Origin of the sequence: Variovorax sp. HJSM1_2 (assembly GCF_049316285.1) — a bacterium.
Classification (GTDB): domain Bacteria; phylum Pseudomonadota; class Gammaproteobacteria; order Burkholderiales; family Burkholderiaceae_C; genus Rhodoferax_B.
This window is the reverse complement of the sequence record NZ_JBMOXA010000048.1, coordinates 1-16,129: the sequence shown is the minus strand read 5'-3', so window position 1 is coordinate 16,129 and position 16,129 is coordinate 1. Positions and strand designations below refer to the sequence as shown.

At 64.4% G+C, this 16,129-nt stretch carries 14 protein-coding genes; 5 read left to right on the top strand and 9 right to left on the bottom strand.

The features are described 5' to 3' along the window. Nucleotides 1-898: GNAT family N-acetyltransferase (locus ACFQ95_RS25450; protein ID WP_422835691.1), on the top strand; the 898-nt coding region annotated here is incomplete at its 5' end. A gap of 94 nt (nucleotides 899-992) precedes the next feature. On the opposite strand, the gene ACFQ95_RS25445 is transcribed toward ACFQ95_RS25450, so the two are convergent. The 7 genes from ACFQ95_RS25445 to ACFQ95_RS25415 form a co-directional block, all read right to left on the bottom strand. Continuing rightward, entirely contained in the window at nucleotides 993-2,204 is a 1,212-nt protein-coding gene (locus ACFQ95_RS25445; RefSeq protein WP_422835689.1) for a DUF1501 domain-containing protein, read from the bottom strand. Between the two features lie 129 nt (nucleotides 2,205-2,333). Beyond that, the gene (locus ACFQ95_RS25440; RefSeq protein WP_422835687.1) at nucleotides 2,334-3,914 is read right to left on the bottom strand and encodes a DUF1800 domain-containing protein; all 1,581 of its coding nucleotides are present in this window, start codon (nucleotides 3,912-3,914) and stop codon (nucleotides 2,334-2,336) included. A 91-nt stretch (nucleotides 3,915-4,005) separates the two neighbouring features. Then, nucleotides 4,006-5,190 (bottom strand): patatin-like phospholipase family protein, encoded by a 1,185-nt coding sequence (locus tag ACFQ95_RS25435; RefSeq protein ID WP_422835685.1) that lies wholly within the window; start codon nucleotides 5,188-5,190, stop codon nucleotides 4,006-4,008. 116 nt (nucleotides 5,191-5,306) lie between these two features. Next, entirely contained in the window at nucleotides 5,307-6,539 is a 1,233-nt protein-coding gene (locus ACFQ95_RS25430) for a cystathionine gamma-synthase family protein (protein WP_422835683.1), read from the bottom strand. 86 nt (nucleotides 6,540-6,625) lie between these two features. Beyond that, on the bottom strand, nucleotides 6,626-8,731 hold the full coding sequence (locus ACFQ95_RS25425; protein ID WP_422835681.1) for a TonB-dependent receptor: 2,106 nt from the start codon (nucleotides 8,729-8,731) through the stop codon (nucleotides 6,626-6,628). 77 nt (nucleotides 8,732-8,808) lie between these two features. Further along, nucleotides 8,809-9,180, bottom strand: a complete 372-nt coding sequence (locus tag ACFQ95_RS25420; RefSeq protein ID WP_422835679.1) for a hypothetical protein — start codon at nucleotides 9,178-9,180, stop codon at nucleotides 8,809-8,811. A gap of 41 nt (nucleotides 9,181-9,221) precedes the next feature. Further along, nucleotides 9,222-9,740, bottom strand: a complete 519-nt coding sequence (locus ACFQ95_RS25415) for a Fur family transcriptional regulator (RefSeq protein WP_422835677.1) — start codon at nucleotides 9,738-9,740, stop codon at nucleotides 9,222-9,224. Nucleotides 9,741-9,833: 93 nt separating this feature from the next. Here ACFQ95_RS25415 and ACFQ95_RS25410 point away from each other — a divergent pair, with 93 nt between their 5' ends. Genes ACFQ95_RS25410 through ACFQ95_RS25395 form a run of 4 tightly spaced genes read left to right on the top strand, consistent with a single transcriptional unit; the run spans nucleotide 9,834 to nucleotide 12,646 of the window. Beyond that, a complete protein-coding gene (locus ACFQ95_RS25410) occupies nucleotides 9,834-9,995 on the top strand; it encodes a hypothetical protein (protein ID WP_422835675.1) in 162 nt (53 codons plus the stop codon). Further along, the gene (locus ACFQ95_RS25405) at nucleotides 9,992-10,750 is read left to right on the top strand and encodes a metal ABC transporter ATP-binding protein (protein ID WP_422835673.1); all 759 of its coding nucleotides are present in this window, start codon (nucleotides 9,992-9,994) and stop codon (nucleotides 10,748-10,750) included. Before ACFQ95_RS25410 ends, ACFQ95_RS25405 begins: the two co-directional genes overlap by 4 nt. After that, entirely contained in the window at nucleotides 10,750-11,685 is a 936-nt protein-coding gene (locus ACFQ95_RS25400) for a metal ABC transporter permease (protein ID WP_422835671.1), read from the top strand. The genes ACFQ95_RS25405 and ACFQ95_RS25400 overlap by 1 nt, the downstream gene beginning before the upstream one ends. Before the next feature lie 25 nt (nucleotides 11,686-11,710). Further along, on the top strand, nucleotides 11,711-12,646 hold the full coding sequence (locus ACFQ95_RS25395) for a metal ABC transporter solute-binding protein, Zn/Mn family (protein WP_422835669.1): 936 nt from the start codon (nucleotides 11,711-11,713) through the stop codon (nucleotides 12,644-12,646). 52 nt (nucleotides 12,647-12,698) lie between these two features. Here ACFQ95_RS25395 and ACFQ95_RS25390 read toward each other — a convergent pair whose 3' ends face one another. Both ACFQ95_RS25390 and ACFQ95_RS25385 read right to left on the bottom strand, forming a co-directional pair. Then, on the bottom strand, nucleotides 12,699-13,523 hold the full coding sequence (locus ACFQ95_RS25390) for an HDOD domain-containing protein (protein ID WP_422835667.1): 825 nt from the start codon (nucleotides 13,521-13,523) through the stop codon (nucleotides 12,699-12,701). A 148-nt stretch (nucleotides 13,524-13,671) separates the two neighbouring features. Beyond that, nucleotides 13,672-16,014: a Tex family protein gene (locus tag ACFQ95_RS25385; protein ID WP_422835665.1), complete on the bottom strand. Its 2,343-nt coding sequence runs from the start codon at nucleotides 16,012-16,014 to the stop codon at nucleotides 13,672-13,674. Nucleotides 16,015-16,129: the final 115 nt, after the last annotated feature.

Here is a 16,129-nt window from a genome sequence, read left to right as displayed (position 1 = left end):
GGCGCGTTTCGCCTTGGGGCGGCCCGGCGGCGAAACTGTGGCCCCCACGCCCGGCACTGACGTGTCCTCGCTGCCCCCCGAGGGGGCGCGTTTCGCCTTGGGGCGGCCCGGCGGCGAAACTGTGGCCCCCACGCCCGGCACTGACGTGTCCTCGCTGCCCCACGAGGGGGCGCGTTTCGCCTTGGGGCGGCCCAGCGGCGAAACCGTGGCCCCCACGCTCGGCACTGGCGTGTCCTCGCTGCCCCCCGAGGGGGCGCGTTTCACGAGCTTCGAGCACTTCCTCACCAGCCTGAACCAAGACAAACGCAAGAAGATCCGCCAGGAGCGGCGCAAGGTGGCTGAGGCTGGCGTCAGCTTCCGCTGGGCACGCGGTGCTGACATCACCACCGCCGACTGGGACTTCTTCTACCGCTGCTACGAGCGCACCTATCTGGAGCACGGCAACAAGCCCTACCTCAGCCGCAGCTTCTTTCGCCTGATGGCCCAGACCATGGCCGAAAACTGGGTACTGTTCATTGCCGAACGTGGTGTCGGTGACGCGCGGCGGGCCGTGGCGAGCAGCTTGATTGCGGTGTCCACCCACGCCGGCCCCACCGTGGCCTATGGTCGTTATTGGGGCGCACTAGAGCGCGTCGATTGCCTGCACTTCGAAGCTTGTTATTACCAACCCCTGCAGTGGTGCATAGAACACGGCGTGGCCGTGTTTGAAGGCGGCGCCCAGGGCGAACACAAAATGGCCCGCGCCTTGATGCCCGTGCGCACCACCAGCGCCCACTGGCTGGCACACCCGGCCTTTGCTGAAGCCGTGGAACGCTTTCTGGCGCGTGAGGGCGAGGGCATCCAGCACTATCTGCACGATCTGGCCGAACGCAGCCCCTTCAAACACGGCACGAGCTGACGGAAGCGATGGGCTGGCACTGCTGCTGGATTTCTGGGCGCGTTCAGGGCGTTGAGCAGCAGCACCCGGCGCAGTTCGCCGAGCCTCCCCGGGCCTACACAATCCCAAAGTCCTTCGCCTGCCCGCCCGGAAACACCTGCTCTAGCTGGGCTGGCGACAGGCCATAAAGGCGCGCAAACAAGCCGCCCAGTACGGCGCGGTACTCATTGAGCACCGGTGTGTCACGGTTCTGGAACAGGCCAGCGGCCGACACCTCGGCCTGTTCGCCTATCACCCGGCCTCCCGCCTGTGCCGCCAGACCGCCACCCAAGAACCAGTACACCGTGCCGTGGCCGTGGTCGGTGCCGCCGTTGCCGTTTTCGCGGAAGGTGCGGCCAAACTCGCTGAGCACTACCACCACGCTGCGGCGCCAGGTGCTGTCATCCAATTCCTCGGCAAAACCTGCCAGGCCACGTCCCAACTCCTCAAAACGATTGGCCAGATAACCGGTGCCCGCGCCCTGGCCGACGTGGGTATCCCAGCCGCCAACGTCGATAAAACCGATGTCGAAACGCTCGCGCATGAGCCGTGCCACACGCCGCGCAGTCAGCTCAAAACCCTTGGCGCTCATGGCGCTGCGGCTGGCACCGTCCATCTCGGCCTGGACCGAGCGTTGCACCTCCTCGCGTACCGCGAAGCCCTCTTCCACCATGGCGCCCAGAGCCGTGTCGCGGTACATGCTCTGGATCACCCGGCTTTGCCGCTGATCCACGGCTTGCCGCCCCACGGCGTTGAGCGCCATATTGGCAGCCCGGGCCTCGCCACGCAGCACCAGCGGCAGTTGATCGGTGAACGCCATGGCCGAAAGCTTGGCTGCGGCCGTGCCATTCAACACACCGACCAGCCGGTTCAGAAAGCCAGAACCGCCCTCCCGATTCTGGCTTTGTGCCAAGCCAAGCTCGATTGCATCCTGGGTTTCAAAGTGGCTGCGGGTAAGGTCATGTGTGCCCGCAAACGGCATCAACGCAAGCTGCCCCTTGGTGAACAACGGCGCCACACTGGTCGCCAGCGCCGGATGCAGGCCCCAGCGGTTGTCCAACGGCAAAGCCCCGTTCACCTCACCCGGGCGCGGCACTGCGATGCCCGGGCGGGCTTGGTAATAAAACGGGCTGGCATAGGGGACGAGCAGATTGGCGCTGTCGTAGCCACCGCGCAAAAACACCAGCAGCAGCTTGCTGCCCTGTGCAGCGGGCGCCGCCATCAAGCGCCCAGCCACACCCGTCAGCGGCACGGTTGCCAGGTTTTTCAGAAGCTCACGTCGCAACATCACAAATCCTTCTCACAAACGCTGGTTGCCCGTGATGAGTCCATGGCCAGCAGCGTGGAAGCGGCTCTGCCGTAACCCTGCAAGGGGGCACAGCAGCACGCGATACGCAAAGCCCGGGTGTGTTCAGCCTCATCTGTGCATGAACTCGGGTGAAGCCAGCAGGTAGGTATTCCAATCCTGCGGTGTCTGGGCCTCAGCCAAAGCCTGGCGTGTGCGCGGCCCCAGTGTGGTGTACAGCGCCAGTGCCGCCGAAGATGCCGCCAAAGGGGGAAAGGCTGGCGTCTCCAGCGGCTGTTTGTCGTCGGCGCGCAGCAGCGTGGCGCCGTTGCTCGCCAGCAGGCGCGCAATTTCAAAACGCGTGCTCATCTGGCCTGCGCTGGCCCAAGCCGAACGCTGCAAGGGGTAGCCATCGGGCGTGCCTTGGCCATGCAGCGGCTCGCCCATGCGGGTCAGCCAGGCCAGCATGGGCGCGACATTGCGCACCACCCGTCCATCGTAGGCCAGGCGTACGCCGGCCAGCACGTAATGCAAGGGGTCGCGGAACTGCTGCCCCAGGGACGCGCTGAACTCGGCCGAGGCAAACATCGTCGCCAGCGTGGCGGCGATGTCGCCATCGGTGCGGCTGAAACTCGCCGCCATACGCGCGACCAACGCGGGCGGCGGCTCGTCCGCCACGAAGTACATCGCCAGCTTGTGTGAGATGAACCGCGCGGTGGCCGGTGCACGCGCCAGACGGTCGAGCGCCTGGTCCACTTCGGCCAGGCCACGCGCGGTCATGGGCTGGCCAAGCAAGGTTTTGGGGCCATAGTCGTGCCGCTGGGGGTTGAACTCAAACAGGCCGTCGCGCACGTAATCCCGGATCAGCGCGGGTGGCACATTCGCAGGCGGCCCGGCTTCGGCCCGCAGCGTCACGCCTACGCCGGTCAACACCCGCGCCAGGGCCTGCACGTCGGCCTGGTCATAACCGCCATTCACCCCCAGGGTGTGCAGCTCCATCAGCTCGCGTGCGTAGTTCTCGTTCACGCGTTTGTTGGCGTTTTGCACGTTGTCCAGGTAACGCAGCATGGCCGGGTGCCGCACGGTGGCGCCCAGCAGGTCTCGAAACTTGCCCAGCGCGTGTGGCCGGATGGCGTTTTCTTCGTAGTCGCCCAAGGCCACACGCAGGTTCTCCCTGCGTCCATTGACGCTGAAATGGTTCATCCAGAACCACACCATCTGTTCCTGCAACTGCTGGGGCGCGTACAAGGCGCGCAATAAAAAGCGCTGCTGGGTTTCACGTAGCAGCCGCGTCAACTCTTGCTGGTAGGCCTGGCGTGCGGCCAGTTTCTCGGCCGGGTCGGCAAGGCCGTCTATGGCCTTGCGTTGCAGCTCCAGCGCCGCTGCCAGTTGCGGAAGTGTCTGCTGCGTGATCGCCATGGCATCGATCTGCGCCTGGGCCTCGAGCGGCAGAATAACCGGCCCACCGCTCAATTGCTGCTCCAGCCAGGGCGCCAGACCAAGCCTGGCGAATGTGGCCTGGCTGCTGGGGTTGGCGCCCCAGGTCACACGGTTCAACCATGCCAGTTGGGTGGCGGGCGGCAGCGTGCTCTGGGACACACCCGCCAGTTCGGGCCAGGCCTTCACCGGCGCGCCGGGTTGCGCACACCCGGCCAACCAGGCCAGGCTGATCACGGCGACGGCGGCACAACAACGGCGCGCAAACTTGTTCATAAGGGGTTCAACCGAATGGCGCCGGGCGCGGTTGACGTCATTTGTGGCGCGGCATGTAAAGTTGGCCAGAGTGCCTGTTTAAGCAACAGGCCTACTCGTCCAGCATGGGGCCAATCTGCAGTGTGCCGCGCTCGCCCAGCGCGTCGAAATTTTGCGTCAGCCAGGCGGCAGCGGTCTGTCGGCCGATCTCGCGCAGATGCACCAAAAAGGCCCACTCGGCGTTCATCTTGGAGGTGGCGCCCAGCGGTCGCAGCGCTTCCTGGTTTTCGATCAAGTGGCAGCGCAGCGAACGGTAGCGCTTGGGGTCCACAGCACCTTGCTCGATCAGCCGCTGTACAAACTCAATCGCGCGCAGTTCTTTCAGCAGGCTTTGGTTGAAGGTGATCTCGTTGATGCGGCTGTGGATTTCGGCCGCTGTGTGTGGAATGCCTTCACGCTCGATCGGGTTGATTTGCACCACCACAATGTCTGAGCATGGCGTGCGGCTGATCAGCGGGAACAATGGCGGGTTGCCCGCATAACCTCCGTCCCAATAGGACTCGCCGCCAATCTCCACCGCCGGAAAAAGATCGGGCAGGCAGGCCGAGGCCATCACCGCGTCAGCCGTGACGTTGACATTGTCAAAAATCTTCACGCGGCCGGTTTTGACATTGGTGGCGGCCACAAAAAGCTGCGGCAGCGGACAGGCATGCACACGCTCAAAGTCGACATGCGCCAGCAATACCTCGCGCAGTGGATTGATTTGCAGAGGATTGAGCTGGGTCGGCGACCACATGCGTTGCGCGGCGCTGAGCAAGGTGTACACCGGCGAATTGTCCAGGCTCCAATTGCCGCGCAGCACGTCCAGAGGGCTACGCTGCAAGGGGCTGAATCGGGCGCGCTGGGCAATGTCGGCCCAAAAACCTTCTAGCTTTTGCCGGGCGCATTCCGAGCCACGCTCGGGGCCGCCTTCTGCCATGCCATCGGCCACCAGCACGGCGTTCATGGCGCCGGCCGAAGTACCACTGATGGCGCCTATGCGCACCCGGCCGTCGCGCAGCAACTCGTCGAGCACGCCCCAACTGAAAGCACCATGCGAGCCGCCACCCTGCAGCGCCAGGTTGATTTCTTTGCGCTGGCGTTCGGGTGTGGGTTTGGCTTTGGGTGCCGCCTGGGTCACCGGTTCACCAAAGGATTCCAGCGCCGATTGGGCGGCGGCTTTGGCAATCGCTTTGGTGGGGGGCTTGGTAGTGCTTTTGAGCACTGGCTTGGCCGGGGCGGCGGCTCGGCGCTTCACGGCTGGGGACTTGCGGGATGAAACACTGGCACGGGCAACCATAGGCTAGACGCTCCATTTGTGCAGGAGCCCGCGGCCCCCTTGCCCGGCCATCCTCGCCGGGCCGGGAAAGGCTGTCAACCCAGGGCTTGTTTGAAATCGGCCAGCAGGTCGGCGGTTTCCTCCAGGCCCACGGACAGGCGCACCAGCCCATCGGCAATACCCATGGCGGCGCGCACTTCAGCACCGGCTTCCCAGAAGATGGTGGGTGCCACGGGGATGATCAGCGTGCGCGTGTCGCCCAGGCCGGTGGCCTTCACCGGCAGTTGCAGCCGGTTGACAAAGGCCAACATGTCGCTGGCGTCACGCAACTCAAACGACAGCAGCCACGAGCCCGCGCTGAAGTGTTTGAGCGCACGCTCGTGTTGCGGATGCGAGGGCAGCATGGGGTAGTTCACCTTGGCGATGGCCGGGTGGCTTTCCAAAAACTGCGCCAGGGCCAGGGTACTGGCGCTGGCCTGGCGCTGGCGCAGCACCAGGGTTTCGGCGCCCAGGGCGATGCGGTGTGTGTGGTCGGCGCTCAAGGTGCCGCCCATGTCGCGCAGGCCCTTCTTGCGGATCTGCGTCAGGCCCCATTGCGCGGTGTCGCCCTTGCGGTAGGCCTCGGCAATGTTGGGGTATTGGGTCCAGTCGAACAGGCCGGTGTCGGTCAACGAGCCACCGAGTGCACTGCCGTGGCCGGCGATGCTTTTGGTCAGCGAGTTCATCACGATGGAGGCGCCCACCGTCTTGGCGCGGAACAGCGCGGGCGAGAGTATGGTGTTGTCCACCACGTAGACCAGGCCGTGCTGCTGGCACAGCGCGCCTATGCCTTCGAGGTCGGCAATCTGCGTGCCGGGGTTGGCCACGGTTTCGACAAACACCATGCGGGTGTTGGGGCGCACAACGGCGGCCACAGCCTGGGCGTCGGTCGCGTCAACCATGCTCACGTCCACACCCAGGCCGCGCAAGGTGTCGGCAATGCTATTGGTGTTGCCAAAAACAAACTGGCTCATCACCAGGTGGTCACCACTGCGCAGCAGCGTGAAAAACAAGCCGCAGATGGCGGCCATGCCGGTGGCAAACGACACCGAACCCACGCCGTCTTCCATGCGCGTGATCTTGGCCTCCAACGCTGCCGTGGTGGGCGTGCCCTGGCGCGAATAGCTGTAGGCACCCTTGAGCGTGCCCTGAAACATGCCGATCAGGTCTTCCACCGTGTCAAAACCAAATTGCACCGAGTTATGAACCGGTTTGTGCACGGCACCGTGCTCAGTGCCGAAGGCACTGTCTGCGTGCACGATGTTGGTGGTGAATCCTTGCGCTGTCATGAAAATCGTCCTTGAGGCTTTGCGGGAGAAGACCGGGTGCATTGCCGCACCCGGTCTCATTAAATCAGCCCTCGATTATCAACACATCAGAACGTCAATTTCACACCCACCTTCAAGCTGCGACCCGGTAGCGGCGCTTTGGGGAAGGCCGTGGTGGTCAGCACCGAGGTGGCGCTGTAGGCCAGCTTATCGGTCAGGTTGTCCAAACGCGCGTACCACAGGGCCTGCGAGCGCCCCAGGTTCTGGCTGTAGTCCACCGAGGCGTTGACCAGGGTGTAGGCCTCGGTGGCACGCTGGCCCACGCTTGGCACACGGTCTTGCGCGGCGTAGTAGTCGGCCCCCAGGCTCGCGCCCCAGGCGGCGCGGCGCCAGGCCAGCGACGCGCCCAGGCGCAGCGGCGCAATGCGTGGCAAGGGTTCACCACTGCTGAGGTTGCTGGCGCGCACCAGGTCGCCGCGCAACAGAAGGTCGAGCCGGTGGCCGTCGACGCTTTGCTGCAGGCCGTCTTCGCCCAGCAGGCGTATGCTGCCGCTGGCCTCCAGGCCCACAAAACGCGCACGCACACCGCTGTAACGGGTGTCGTCCAGGGTTTCTTCGCCGCTGGCCGGATCGGGGTTGACGCTGCCGTCCACGCCGCGTGTGTCGCCGGTGAAGTCCAGCCCTATGTAGTTGCTGAAGTGCATGGCGTAGCCGGTGAGCGCAAAGCTGTGGCCGCCGTCTTTCCAGGCCACGCCCAGGTCCAGGCTGGTGGATTTTTCCAGGCCCAGGTTCGGGTTGCCGGTTTCCCAGACCGCCGTGGCCAGGTGTGGGCCGTTGGCGTACAACTCGTAGTCCTTGGGCGCGCGCTGGGTCGATGCCAGGTTGGACGTGAGCTGCCAGGTTGGCGTGAGATTCACCAGGCCGCCCAAGGCCAGGCTGAACGGCGTGAAGTTGCGCTCGCCGGCCACAAAGCGGTCGATCTCGCTGCTGCCTTCAGAGCTGACGCGCACCTTCTCCACGCGCGCACCAAAGCTCAGCTTGCCCCAGCCGGTGCGCCATTCTTCCAGCGCAAACAACGCCAGATTGCGCGTGCGGCTGGGCGGCGCAAAGGCTTCGTCGCCCTCGGCGGCAAAGTGGCCGTTGTCGCCCTGCAGGCCAATCACGCCTTCCAGCGGCCCGATGGCGGCATGGCGTGCCTCAATACGAAAGTCGTTGCCCTGGTTGGTGAACGTGGTGCCCGCCTCTGCGCCCTCGAACTCGGTGTGACGGTAATCGGTGTGGGCAAACTGCGCCTTGATGCCGGTGATGGCGCCGCCCGGGTTGCGCCAGGCGCCTTCCAGCGCATAACGGTTGCTGCGCATGCCTATGGTGACCTCGTCTTCGGCCACGGTGCCGTAGTCGCTGCGGTATTGGCTGACCGAGGCCCCCAGGTAACCCTGGTCAAAAAACAGCGCGCCGCCCACCGCCCCGCCCTTGGTTTCGCTGGCCGAATTGCAGATGCGCCGCGCAGGGTTGGCCGAGCCGGGCTTTTCGCAGGCCAGGTCGGTGGGCACACGCACGTCGGAAGTCTTGCGGTCGAACACGTCGACGTGCAGGCCAAACTTGTTGGTGCCGGTCTCCAGGCGCACACCGGCGTCTTTTTCGCGGTTGCCAGTGGCGTAGCCGAGTTGTGCTTCGCCACTCACGCCACCTGCGCCGTCGTTGATCGGTTCACGCGGAATGCGGTTGTCTATGGCGTTGACTACGCCGCCCACGGCGCTGCCGCCGTAGAGCAAGGCGCTTGGGCCGCGCAGCACTTCTATGCGCTCTGTGGTCAGCGGGTCTATGGGCACGGCGTGGTCGAAGCTCAGCGCCGACGCATCCACACTGGCGCCGCTGTTTTGCAGCACCCGGATGCGGTCGCCATCCAGCCCACGGATGATGGGGCGGCTGGCGTTGGGGCCAAAGTAGGTGCTGCTCACGCCGGGTAGGCCATCCAGCGTTTCGCCCAACGTGGGCTTTAAGCGTAATGTGAGCGCGTCGCCCGTCACTACTGCGGAAGGCGCTACGGTATTTGCAGCACCGAGTGGGTTGCCGGTGACGGTGACTTCGGACAGTTCTTTGGTCTTTTCAGAGAATGGTGCGGAAGTTTGTGCGGCCGCGTGGAAGCTGGCGCACGCCAGCACGGCGGCGCCTGCAACGCTCTTGGCGTTGCGGGAAAAATGTGGGTTCATAAAAACTTGTGTTGAACGAAAACGGCCGCAACAACGCTTAGCAAATGGCCAAGCGTTCGTGCGGGGTTAAAGCAAACTCAACACAAGTGAGGAGGCCCTCGGGCGTCGAACCAGGCGCGCCAGCTTGGCAGCACATGGGCGCGCAATGCCGTCTGAAAAACCGCCGGCCACGCCGGTGGCATGACCAAAGCCGCTGCCAATGCGGGCATGGCATCGGCGTGGCTCAGTTGGTCGTAAAGCCGGCAGTCTGCGGCGTGGATGCCGTCGTCGTGGTGGCCGAGCAGTCGCTCCAGCACCGCGTGCAAGGCAGACGCTGCGGCGTGGCTATGCTGCTGGGCTTGCAGCGCAGCCGGCTGCGCCAATGCCGGGTGGATTTCCTGGTGCACAACACCCAGCCATTGCGTCCATAGCAGCGCAAAGACCAGCAGCCCGGCCGCTAAACGGGGCATGGCCCGAGGTCGGCGGCCCAAGTGCTGCATCACACCAAACACTAGGCGGAAGGTGATGGATTGGGCGCGTGGCCCTTCAGCGGGCTGGGTGTGCAGTCTGAGCACACGCCGCGCATAGACAAGTCCAGGCTCACGCCGTGGTGGCCCAGGTCCTCCAGCGCCTTGAGCGCGGCCTTGGCGGCGGCTTCCAGCTTGGCATTGGTCTCTTCCGCCTCGGGCGTGAGCGGCAGGTCGCGGTGGCAGGCGCGGCATTCAAAGTGCGGCGCCACCATGGTCGGCTCGTCCACGCCGGGGTTCATCGCCTGGTAGTGGCGCACGCGTTGCGCGTCCACGGTGCTCAGCAGCAAACCGGCCTGCGCCATGCGGTCGACCAGGCGGTAGAGCGTCACGCGGTCAACTGCGGGCACGCCGTCTTGCGTCAACGCATCCTGCAACTCCGCATGGGTGTAGCTGGTGTCGGCATGGTCTAGCAGCCAGCCCAAAACGGCGCGCGCGCCCGCCGTCCGCCGCAGACCGTGGCGGGCCAGGAGATCATCAACAGCAGAGGTTTCGGTGCGCATAACGTTTCCTTGCATGACAAAATTTATCTAATGCAACAAAGTTGCAATAGAATAAGATGCAATTCAGTTGCATTATCTCCGGTTTTCCGCGTCATGACACCCCACCCCCACACTTCTTCCGCCCCGCGCCAAGCGCTTTTTCCGTGGCGCGAAAGTTTTCTCGCCTGGCCTGCGTGGCTGCGTTTGCTGGCCGTGAGCCCGGCCTTGTTGTTGCTGTGGGCCGCCGTGGCCTGGGCGCTGGCGGACGTGTCATGAGCATGGTCATTCTTGACGACTTCTGCGCCCACTACCGCGGCCAGCCCGCGCTGCTGCAAGTCAGCGGCGAGATCACCACGGGCTCGTTGACCGCCGTGGTCGGCCCCAACGGCGCAGGCAAAAGCACGCTGTGCAAATCGCTGCTGGGCCTGCATCCGGCCAGCGGCGGCACACTGAAGGTGGCGGCGAAAAAAGAACGCATCGCCTACCTGCCGCAACAAGCGCAAGTCGACCGTGGCTTCCCCATCAGTGTGCGCGACTGCGCCCTGCTAGGCACGTGGCCCGTCACCGGCGCGTTGGGCGGCGTGGGTGCACAACGCCAGAAACGCGTAGACCAGGCGTTGGAAACCGTGGGCCTGGCCGACCTGGCACGCCGCCCGGTAAGCGCCTTGTCCGTGGGCCAGTTTCAGCGCTTGTTGTTTGCGCGTGTGCTGGTGCAGGACGCCGAGCTGATCTTGCTAGACGAACCCTTTAACGCCGTGGACAGCCGCACCACCCGCGCCTTGCTCGGCCTGGTGCAGCAGTGGCACACCGAAGGCCGCACCGTGGTGGCGGTGTTGCACGACGCTGCACAGGTGGCCGCGCATTTTCCGCAGACCTTGCTGCTGTCGCGCAGCGTGGTGGCCTGGGGCGCCACGGCGGACGTGCTGACGCCGCAGCACCTGGCGCGCGCGCAGGTGATGGCCGAGCACCATGCCGAACACCACGCGCATGCCGCCGCACCACGCGTGTTGGTGCCTGAAGGAGCACTGTGATGGCGCCGATCGACTTCAACCTGCTGGACTTGCTCGACAACCCGCTCTACGACTTGCTGATCGCACCGTTCCAGGAGTTCGCCTTCATGCGCCGCGCCCTGGTGTCGTCCTGGGCACTGGCCCTGGGCGCCGCGCCGCTGGGCGTGTTGCTGACCTTGCGCCGCATGAGCCTGTTTGGCGAAGCCCTGAGCCACGCAGTGTTGCCCGGTGTCGCCATCGGTTTTATGTTTTTTGGCCTGTCGCTCACCGCCATGACGGTGGGTGGTGTGCTCGCGGGCCTGGCCGTGGCGGCCGTGGCCGGCCTCATCAGCCGCGCCACGGTGTTGAAAGAAGACGCCAGCCTGGCCGCGCTTTACCTTGTGGCCCTAGCGCTGGGGGTGTTGCTGGTGTCGCAACGCGCCAGCCAGCTCGACCTGTTGCACATCTTGTTTGGTAGCGCCTTGGGTGTGGACGCCAATGGGCTGCTGCTGGTGGCCGCTGTAGCCACCCTCAGCCTGGCCGGTGTGGCGCTGGCCTACCGCGCGCTGTTGTTGGAGAGTTTTGACCCCAGCTTCATGGCCGCCAGTGGCCGCCATGGGGGCCTGGTGCAGCAAGGCTTCCTGGTGCTGGTGGTGCTGAATCTGGTCGCCGGTTTCCAAACCATGGGCACGCTGATGTCGGTGGGCTTGATGACCTTGCCCGCCGTGGCCTCGCGCCTGTGGTCAGACACCCTGCCCGGCCAGATAACCGCCGCCGTGGTGCAGGCGGCACTAGCCGGTTATGCCGGGCTGCTGCTGTCCTACCACCTCGGTACGGCGTCGGGCCCCACCATCATCGTTTGCGCCGGGGTGTTGTACGCCGCAGCCTTGCTGGTGGCACCACGCGGCTGGTGGCCGCGTTGGCGCGCGGCGCGCCAGCATGACCATGAGCATGCACGCGGCCATTCACAAGCTTGATTTTTGTTTGAAGGAGTTGTTCACCATGTTGAAGTTTTCAGCCGCCGCAGCCTTGGCCTGCGCCACTGCCCTGCCCCTGGCCGCATTCGCGCAAACCCCGGCCGCCAAAGTGCCCGCGCCCATGCCCGTGACCGCCAGCTTCAGCATCCTGGCCGACCTGACGCGTGTGGTCGGCGGCGAGCGTGTAGAGGTGCAAACCTTGGTGGCGGCCAACCAGGATGCCCACGTCTTCGAGCCTTCACCGGTCGACGCCAAAAAACTGCTGCAGGCCCGTGTACTGGTGAGCAATGGCCTAGGCTTTGAGCCTTGGCTGGGCAAGCTGGTGAAGGCGGTCAGCTACAGCGGCATCCAGGCCGTGGCCTCCAAAGGGGTCAAGGCCATGGCCGCCGAGGGTGACGACCATGAGCACGGCCACGGTCATGACCACGGCGAAAGTGATCCACACGCTTGGCAAGACCCCACCAACGTGATCACCTACGTGCGCAACATCAGCGCCGCGCTGAGCCAGGCCGACCCCACGGGCGCGCCGGTATACCAGGCCAACAGCGCCGCCTACATCACGCAGCTGCGCGCGTTCGACACCTGGGCCCAGGCCCAGTTCGCCGCCTTGCCCGAAGCCAAGCGCCGCGTCATCACCTCGCACGACGCCTTTGGCTACTTTGCCAAACACTACAAGCTGCGTTTCCGCGCGCCACAAGGCATCAGCTCAGAAGCCGAAGCCAGCGCCAAGGACGTGGCCGCACTGGTGCGCCAGATCAAGCGCGAAAAGACCAAGGCGGTGTTTTTCGAGAACATGAGCAATCCCAAGCTGATCACACAGTTGGCCGCCGAAGCTGGCGTGAAGCTGGGCCCGGCGCTGTATGCCGATGCCTTGTCAGCCCCCGGCCAGCCGGGTGCGACCTATCTGGAAATGATGCGCTACAACGTCAACACGCTGGTGGCGGGCATGCAGCAGAACTAAGCCCCCTTGCAGGCCGCATGCTGGGAAGCTGCGCGACGCAAGCGCCATAGGCTCACGCAAAGGCGGCCAAGTCGCTGCGCGCACTCCAGTCAATCGGGTCTTGCTGCAACACCATGTCGATGTCCAGCCCCAGGGTCAGCCCCACCACGTCGGGGAAACTCACAGCCAAGGCGCGTTCATCGAACTGCGCTTCCTTGGCGCGGGCGCGCCAGGTGGCCAGATGCAATACGCCGGCCAGGGGCTCGTACACGTCGTTGTCGAAAGGCTCGATCTGGTGTGCCAGCGCGTCCACGATCAGATCTGGAAACTGCCACTTGCGAGCCAGGCCGGCGCCGACTTCGGCATAACAGTAGCCAAAGCTGCGCTGTTCAATCTTGGCGCGGCGCAGATCCAGTGGCGGCGTGGTCTGGTTCAGGGGCACGACCGTATCAGGCATGCCCAAGTGCATCACCAATTCACCCACACCGTGGATCAAACCCGCGGTAAAGGCCGTGGCCGGGCTTTGCTTGACCATGCCGGCCAAGGAGCGCGAAATCTTGGCCACGTTGACGCTGTAGCGCCAGAAATGTGTCAGGTCTATGCCGGGCACCGCACGAAAGCTGCCACACAAAGCGGCGGCTGAAGCCACCGAGCGCAAGTGGTCAACCCCGAGAACCGCCAGGGCTTCGGGAATATTGCTCACCTTGCGTTCGAGCTGGAACATGGACGAATTCGCCAGCGTGAGCAGGCGGGCGGTCAAGGCAACGTCGGTGCTGATCAACTGGCTGAGCTTGCGCAAATCGGGGTCGGGGCGCCCCAACTCGCTCAGCAGCAACGCCACCACCTTGGGCATGCTGGGCAGCGCTGCTTCGGAAGACAGCAGGACGTTCAACTCCATGGGTGCGGGCTCCGGTGAATGAATGAGACGATTATGTTACGGATGTAAGCATTCTGTCGTCCGGTGCCGCGCCAAGCCGCATGCTTTCGACATGCGCGCGACAGACAGACGGCCAGAGTTGCCGCCTCCTCACACCCGGGTGAGCGCCCTAGCGCCGGTTTTGCAGCTTGGCAAACGCCGAAGCCATGGCCGATGGGGCAGCGGGCTCGTTGCCGCGACGTGGAACCGATTGACCACGTCCCGCGCCTTCGAATCGGTTGTCACGCGGTCCGTCACGGCGCGCAGGTGCAGCGTCGAGCTTCATCGACAAGCCAATGCGTTTGCGCGGCACGTCGACCTCCATGACCTTGACCTTGACGATGTCACCGGTCTTCACCACTTCGCGCGCGTCGTTGACGAACTTGTGCGCCAGTTGGCTCACATGCACCAAGCCGTCCTGGTGCACACCGATGTCAATGAACGCGCCGAACTGCGCCACGTTGCTCACCGTGCCTTCAAGCACCATGCCTTCGACCAGGTCTTTGATGTCCTCCACACCGTCGTTGAAACGCGCCACCTTGAAGTCGGGACGCGGATCACGTCCCGGTTTTTCCAGTTCGCCCAGGATGTCTTTGACAGTGATCACACCAAAGCGCTCGTTGGCGTAGAGCTCGGGGCGCAGCGTTTTCAGCACTTCGGCGCGGCCCATCAACTCGGCCACGGGCTTGCCGGTGGTGCTGATGATTTGCTCGACCACGGGGTAGGTTTCCGGGTGTACACCGGTCACGTCCAGCGGGTTGTCACCGCCGCGAATGCGCAGGAAGCCAGCGCATTGCTCAAAGGTTTTGGCGCCCAGGCCGGTCACGGCCATCAACTGCTGGCGGTTCTTGAACGCACCGTTGGCCTCGCGCCAACGCACCACGGCCTTGGCCACGCTGGCTGACAGGCCGGACACACGGCTGAGCAGCGGCACGCTGGCGGTGTTCAGGTCCACACCCACAGAGTTCACACAGTCTTCGACCACGGCCTCCAACGTCCGCGCGAGTTCGCTTTGGTTCACGTCGTGCTGGTATTGGCCGACACCAATGCTCTTGGGGTCGATCTTCACCAGTTCGGCCAACGGGTCTTGCAGGCGGCGCGCAATGCTGGCCGCACCACGCAGGCTCACGTCCACATCGGGCATTTCCTGCGAGGCAAATTCGCTCGCCGAATACACCGAGGCGCCGGCTTCACTCACCACCACTTTTTCAACCAGATGGTCGGGCCGGGCCTTGGCCAGCAGCTTGATCAGATCGCCTGCCAGCTTGTCGGTTTCTCGGCTGGCCGTGCCATTGCCAATGGCGATCAGGTTCACGCCATGTTTTTCGCACAGGCGGGCCAGCGTGTGTAGTGAGCCATCCCAGTCGCGGCGCGGCTCGTGCGGGAATACGGTAGAGGTGTCGACCAGCTTGCCCGTGGTGTCGACCACCGTCACCTTGACGCCGGTGCGTATGCCTGGGTCTAAGCCCAGCACCACCCGGGCGCCGGCCGGAGCGGCCAACAACAGATCGCGCAGATTATCGGCAAACACCTTGATGGCGACTTTTTCAGCGTCTTCGCGCAGGCGGGCAAACAAGTCGCGCTCGGTGGACAGGCTCAGCTTGACGCGCCAGGTCCAGGCGACACACTTGCGCAGCAGGTCGTCGGCTGGACGGCCTGAGTGGCTCCAGCCCAGGTGGATGGCAATACGGCCTTCGGCCATCGATGGTTTGCCCGGCTCCGGGTCTACCGGCAGGGCCAACTTGACGTCCAGGATTTCCAGGCCTCGGCCCCGGAACACCGCCAGCGCGCGGTGCGACGGCACGTTGCCTATCGGCTCCTCGTAGTCAAAGTAGTCGCGGAACTTGGCCACGTCTGGATTGTTTTCGTCCTTGGCGTCGACGCGGCGGCTGCGCAGCAGGCCTTCGCTCCAAAGCCATTGGCGCAGGTTTTGCACCAGGCCAGCGTCTTCGGCCCAGCGTTCGCTGAGGATGTCGCGCACACCGTCCAGCACCGCTGGCACGCTGGTGAAGTCTTCACCACCCTCGCCCTTTTCGGCTTTGACAAAAGCCTGTGCCTCGTCTGCGGGCACCAGGCTTGGGTTCTCAAACAGGCGATCCGCCAGCGGCTCAATGCCGGCTTCACGTGCGATCTGCCCCTTGGTGCGACGCTTGGTCTTATACGGCAGGTACAAGTCTTCCAATTCCTGTTTAGTACCGGCGGCCATCAGCGCAGCACGCAGGCTGTCGGTCAGCTTGCCCTGCTCTTCAATGTTTTGCAGTATGGCTTCGCGCCGGTCTTCCATTTCGCGCAGGTAGCTCAGGCGCGCTTCCAGTTCACGCAGCTGGATGTCATCCAAACCGCCAGTGACTTCCTTGCGGTAACGGGCGATGAAGGGAACGGTGGCGCCGCCATCGAGCAACTCGACAGCGGACTTGACTTGCTCTTCCCGCACCTTGATCTCGGCGGCTAGCTGGCGAATGATTTTTTGCATGAGAACGCGAACACTGGGGATTCAATCGAAGCCCGCGAGTTTAAGCGGCTCAGCAGCCGCATTCGGCCCTTGCGCTGCGCAATCTGACAGATCGGCGGCCGTGAACGACTGTTAC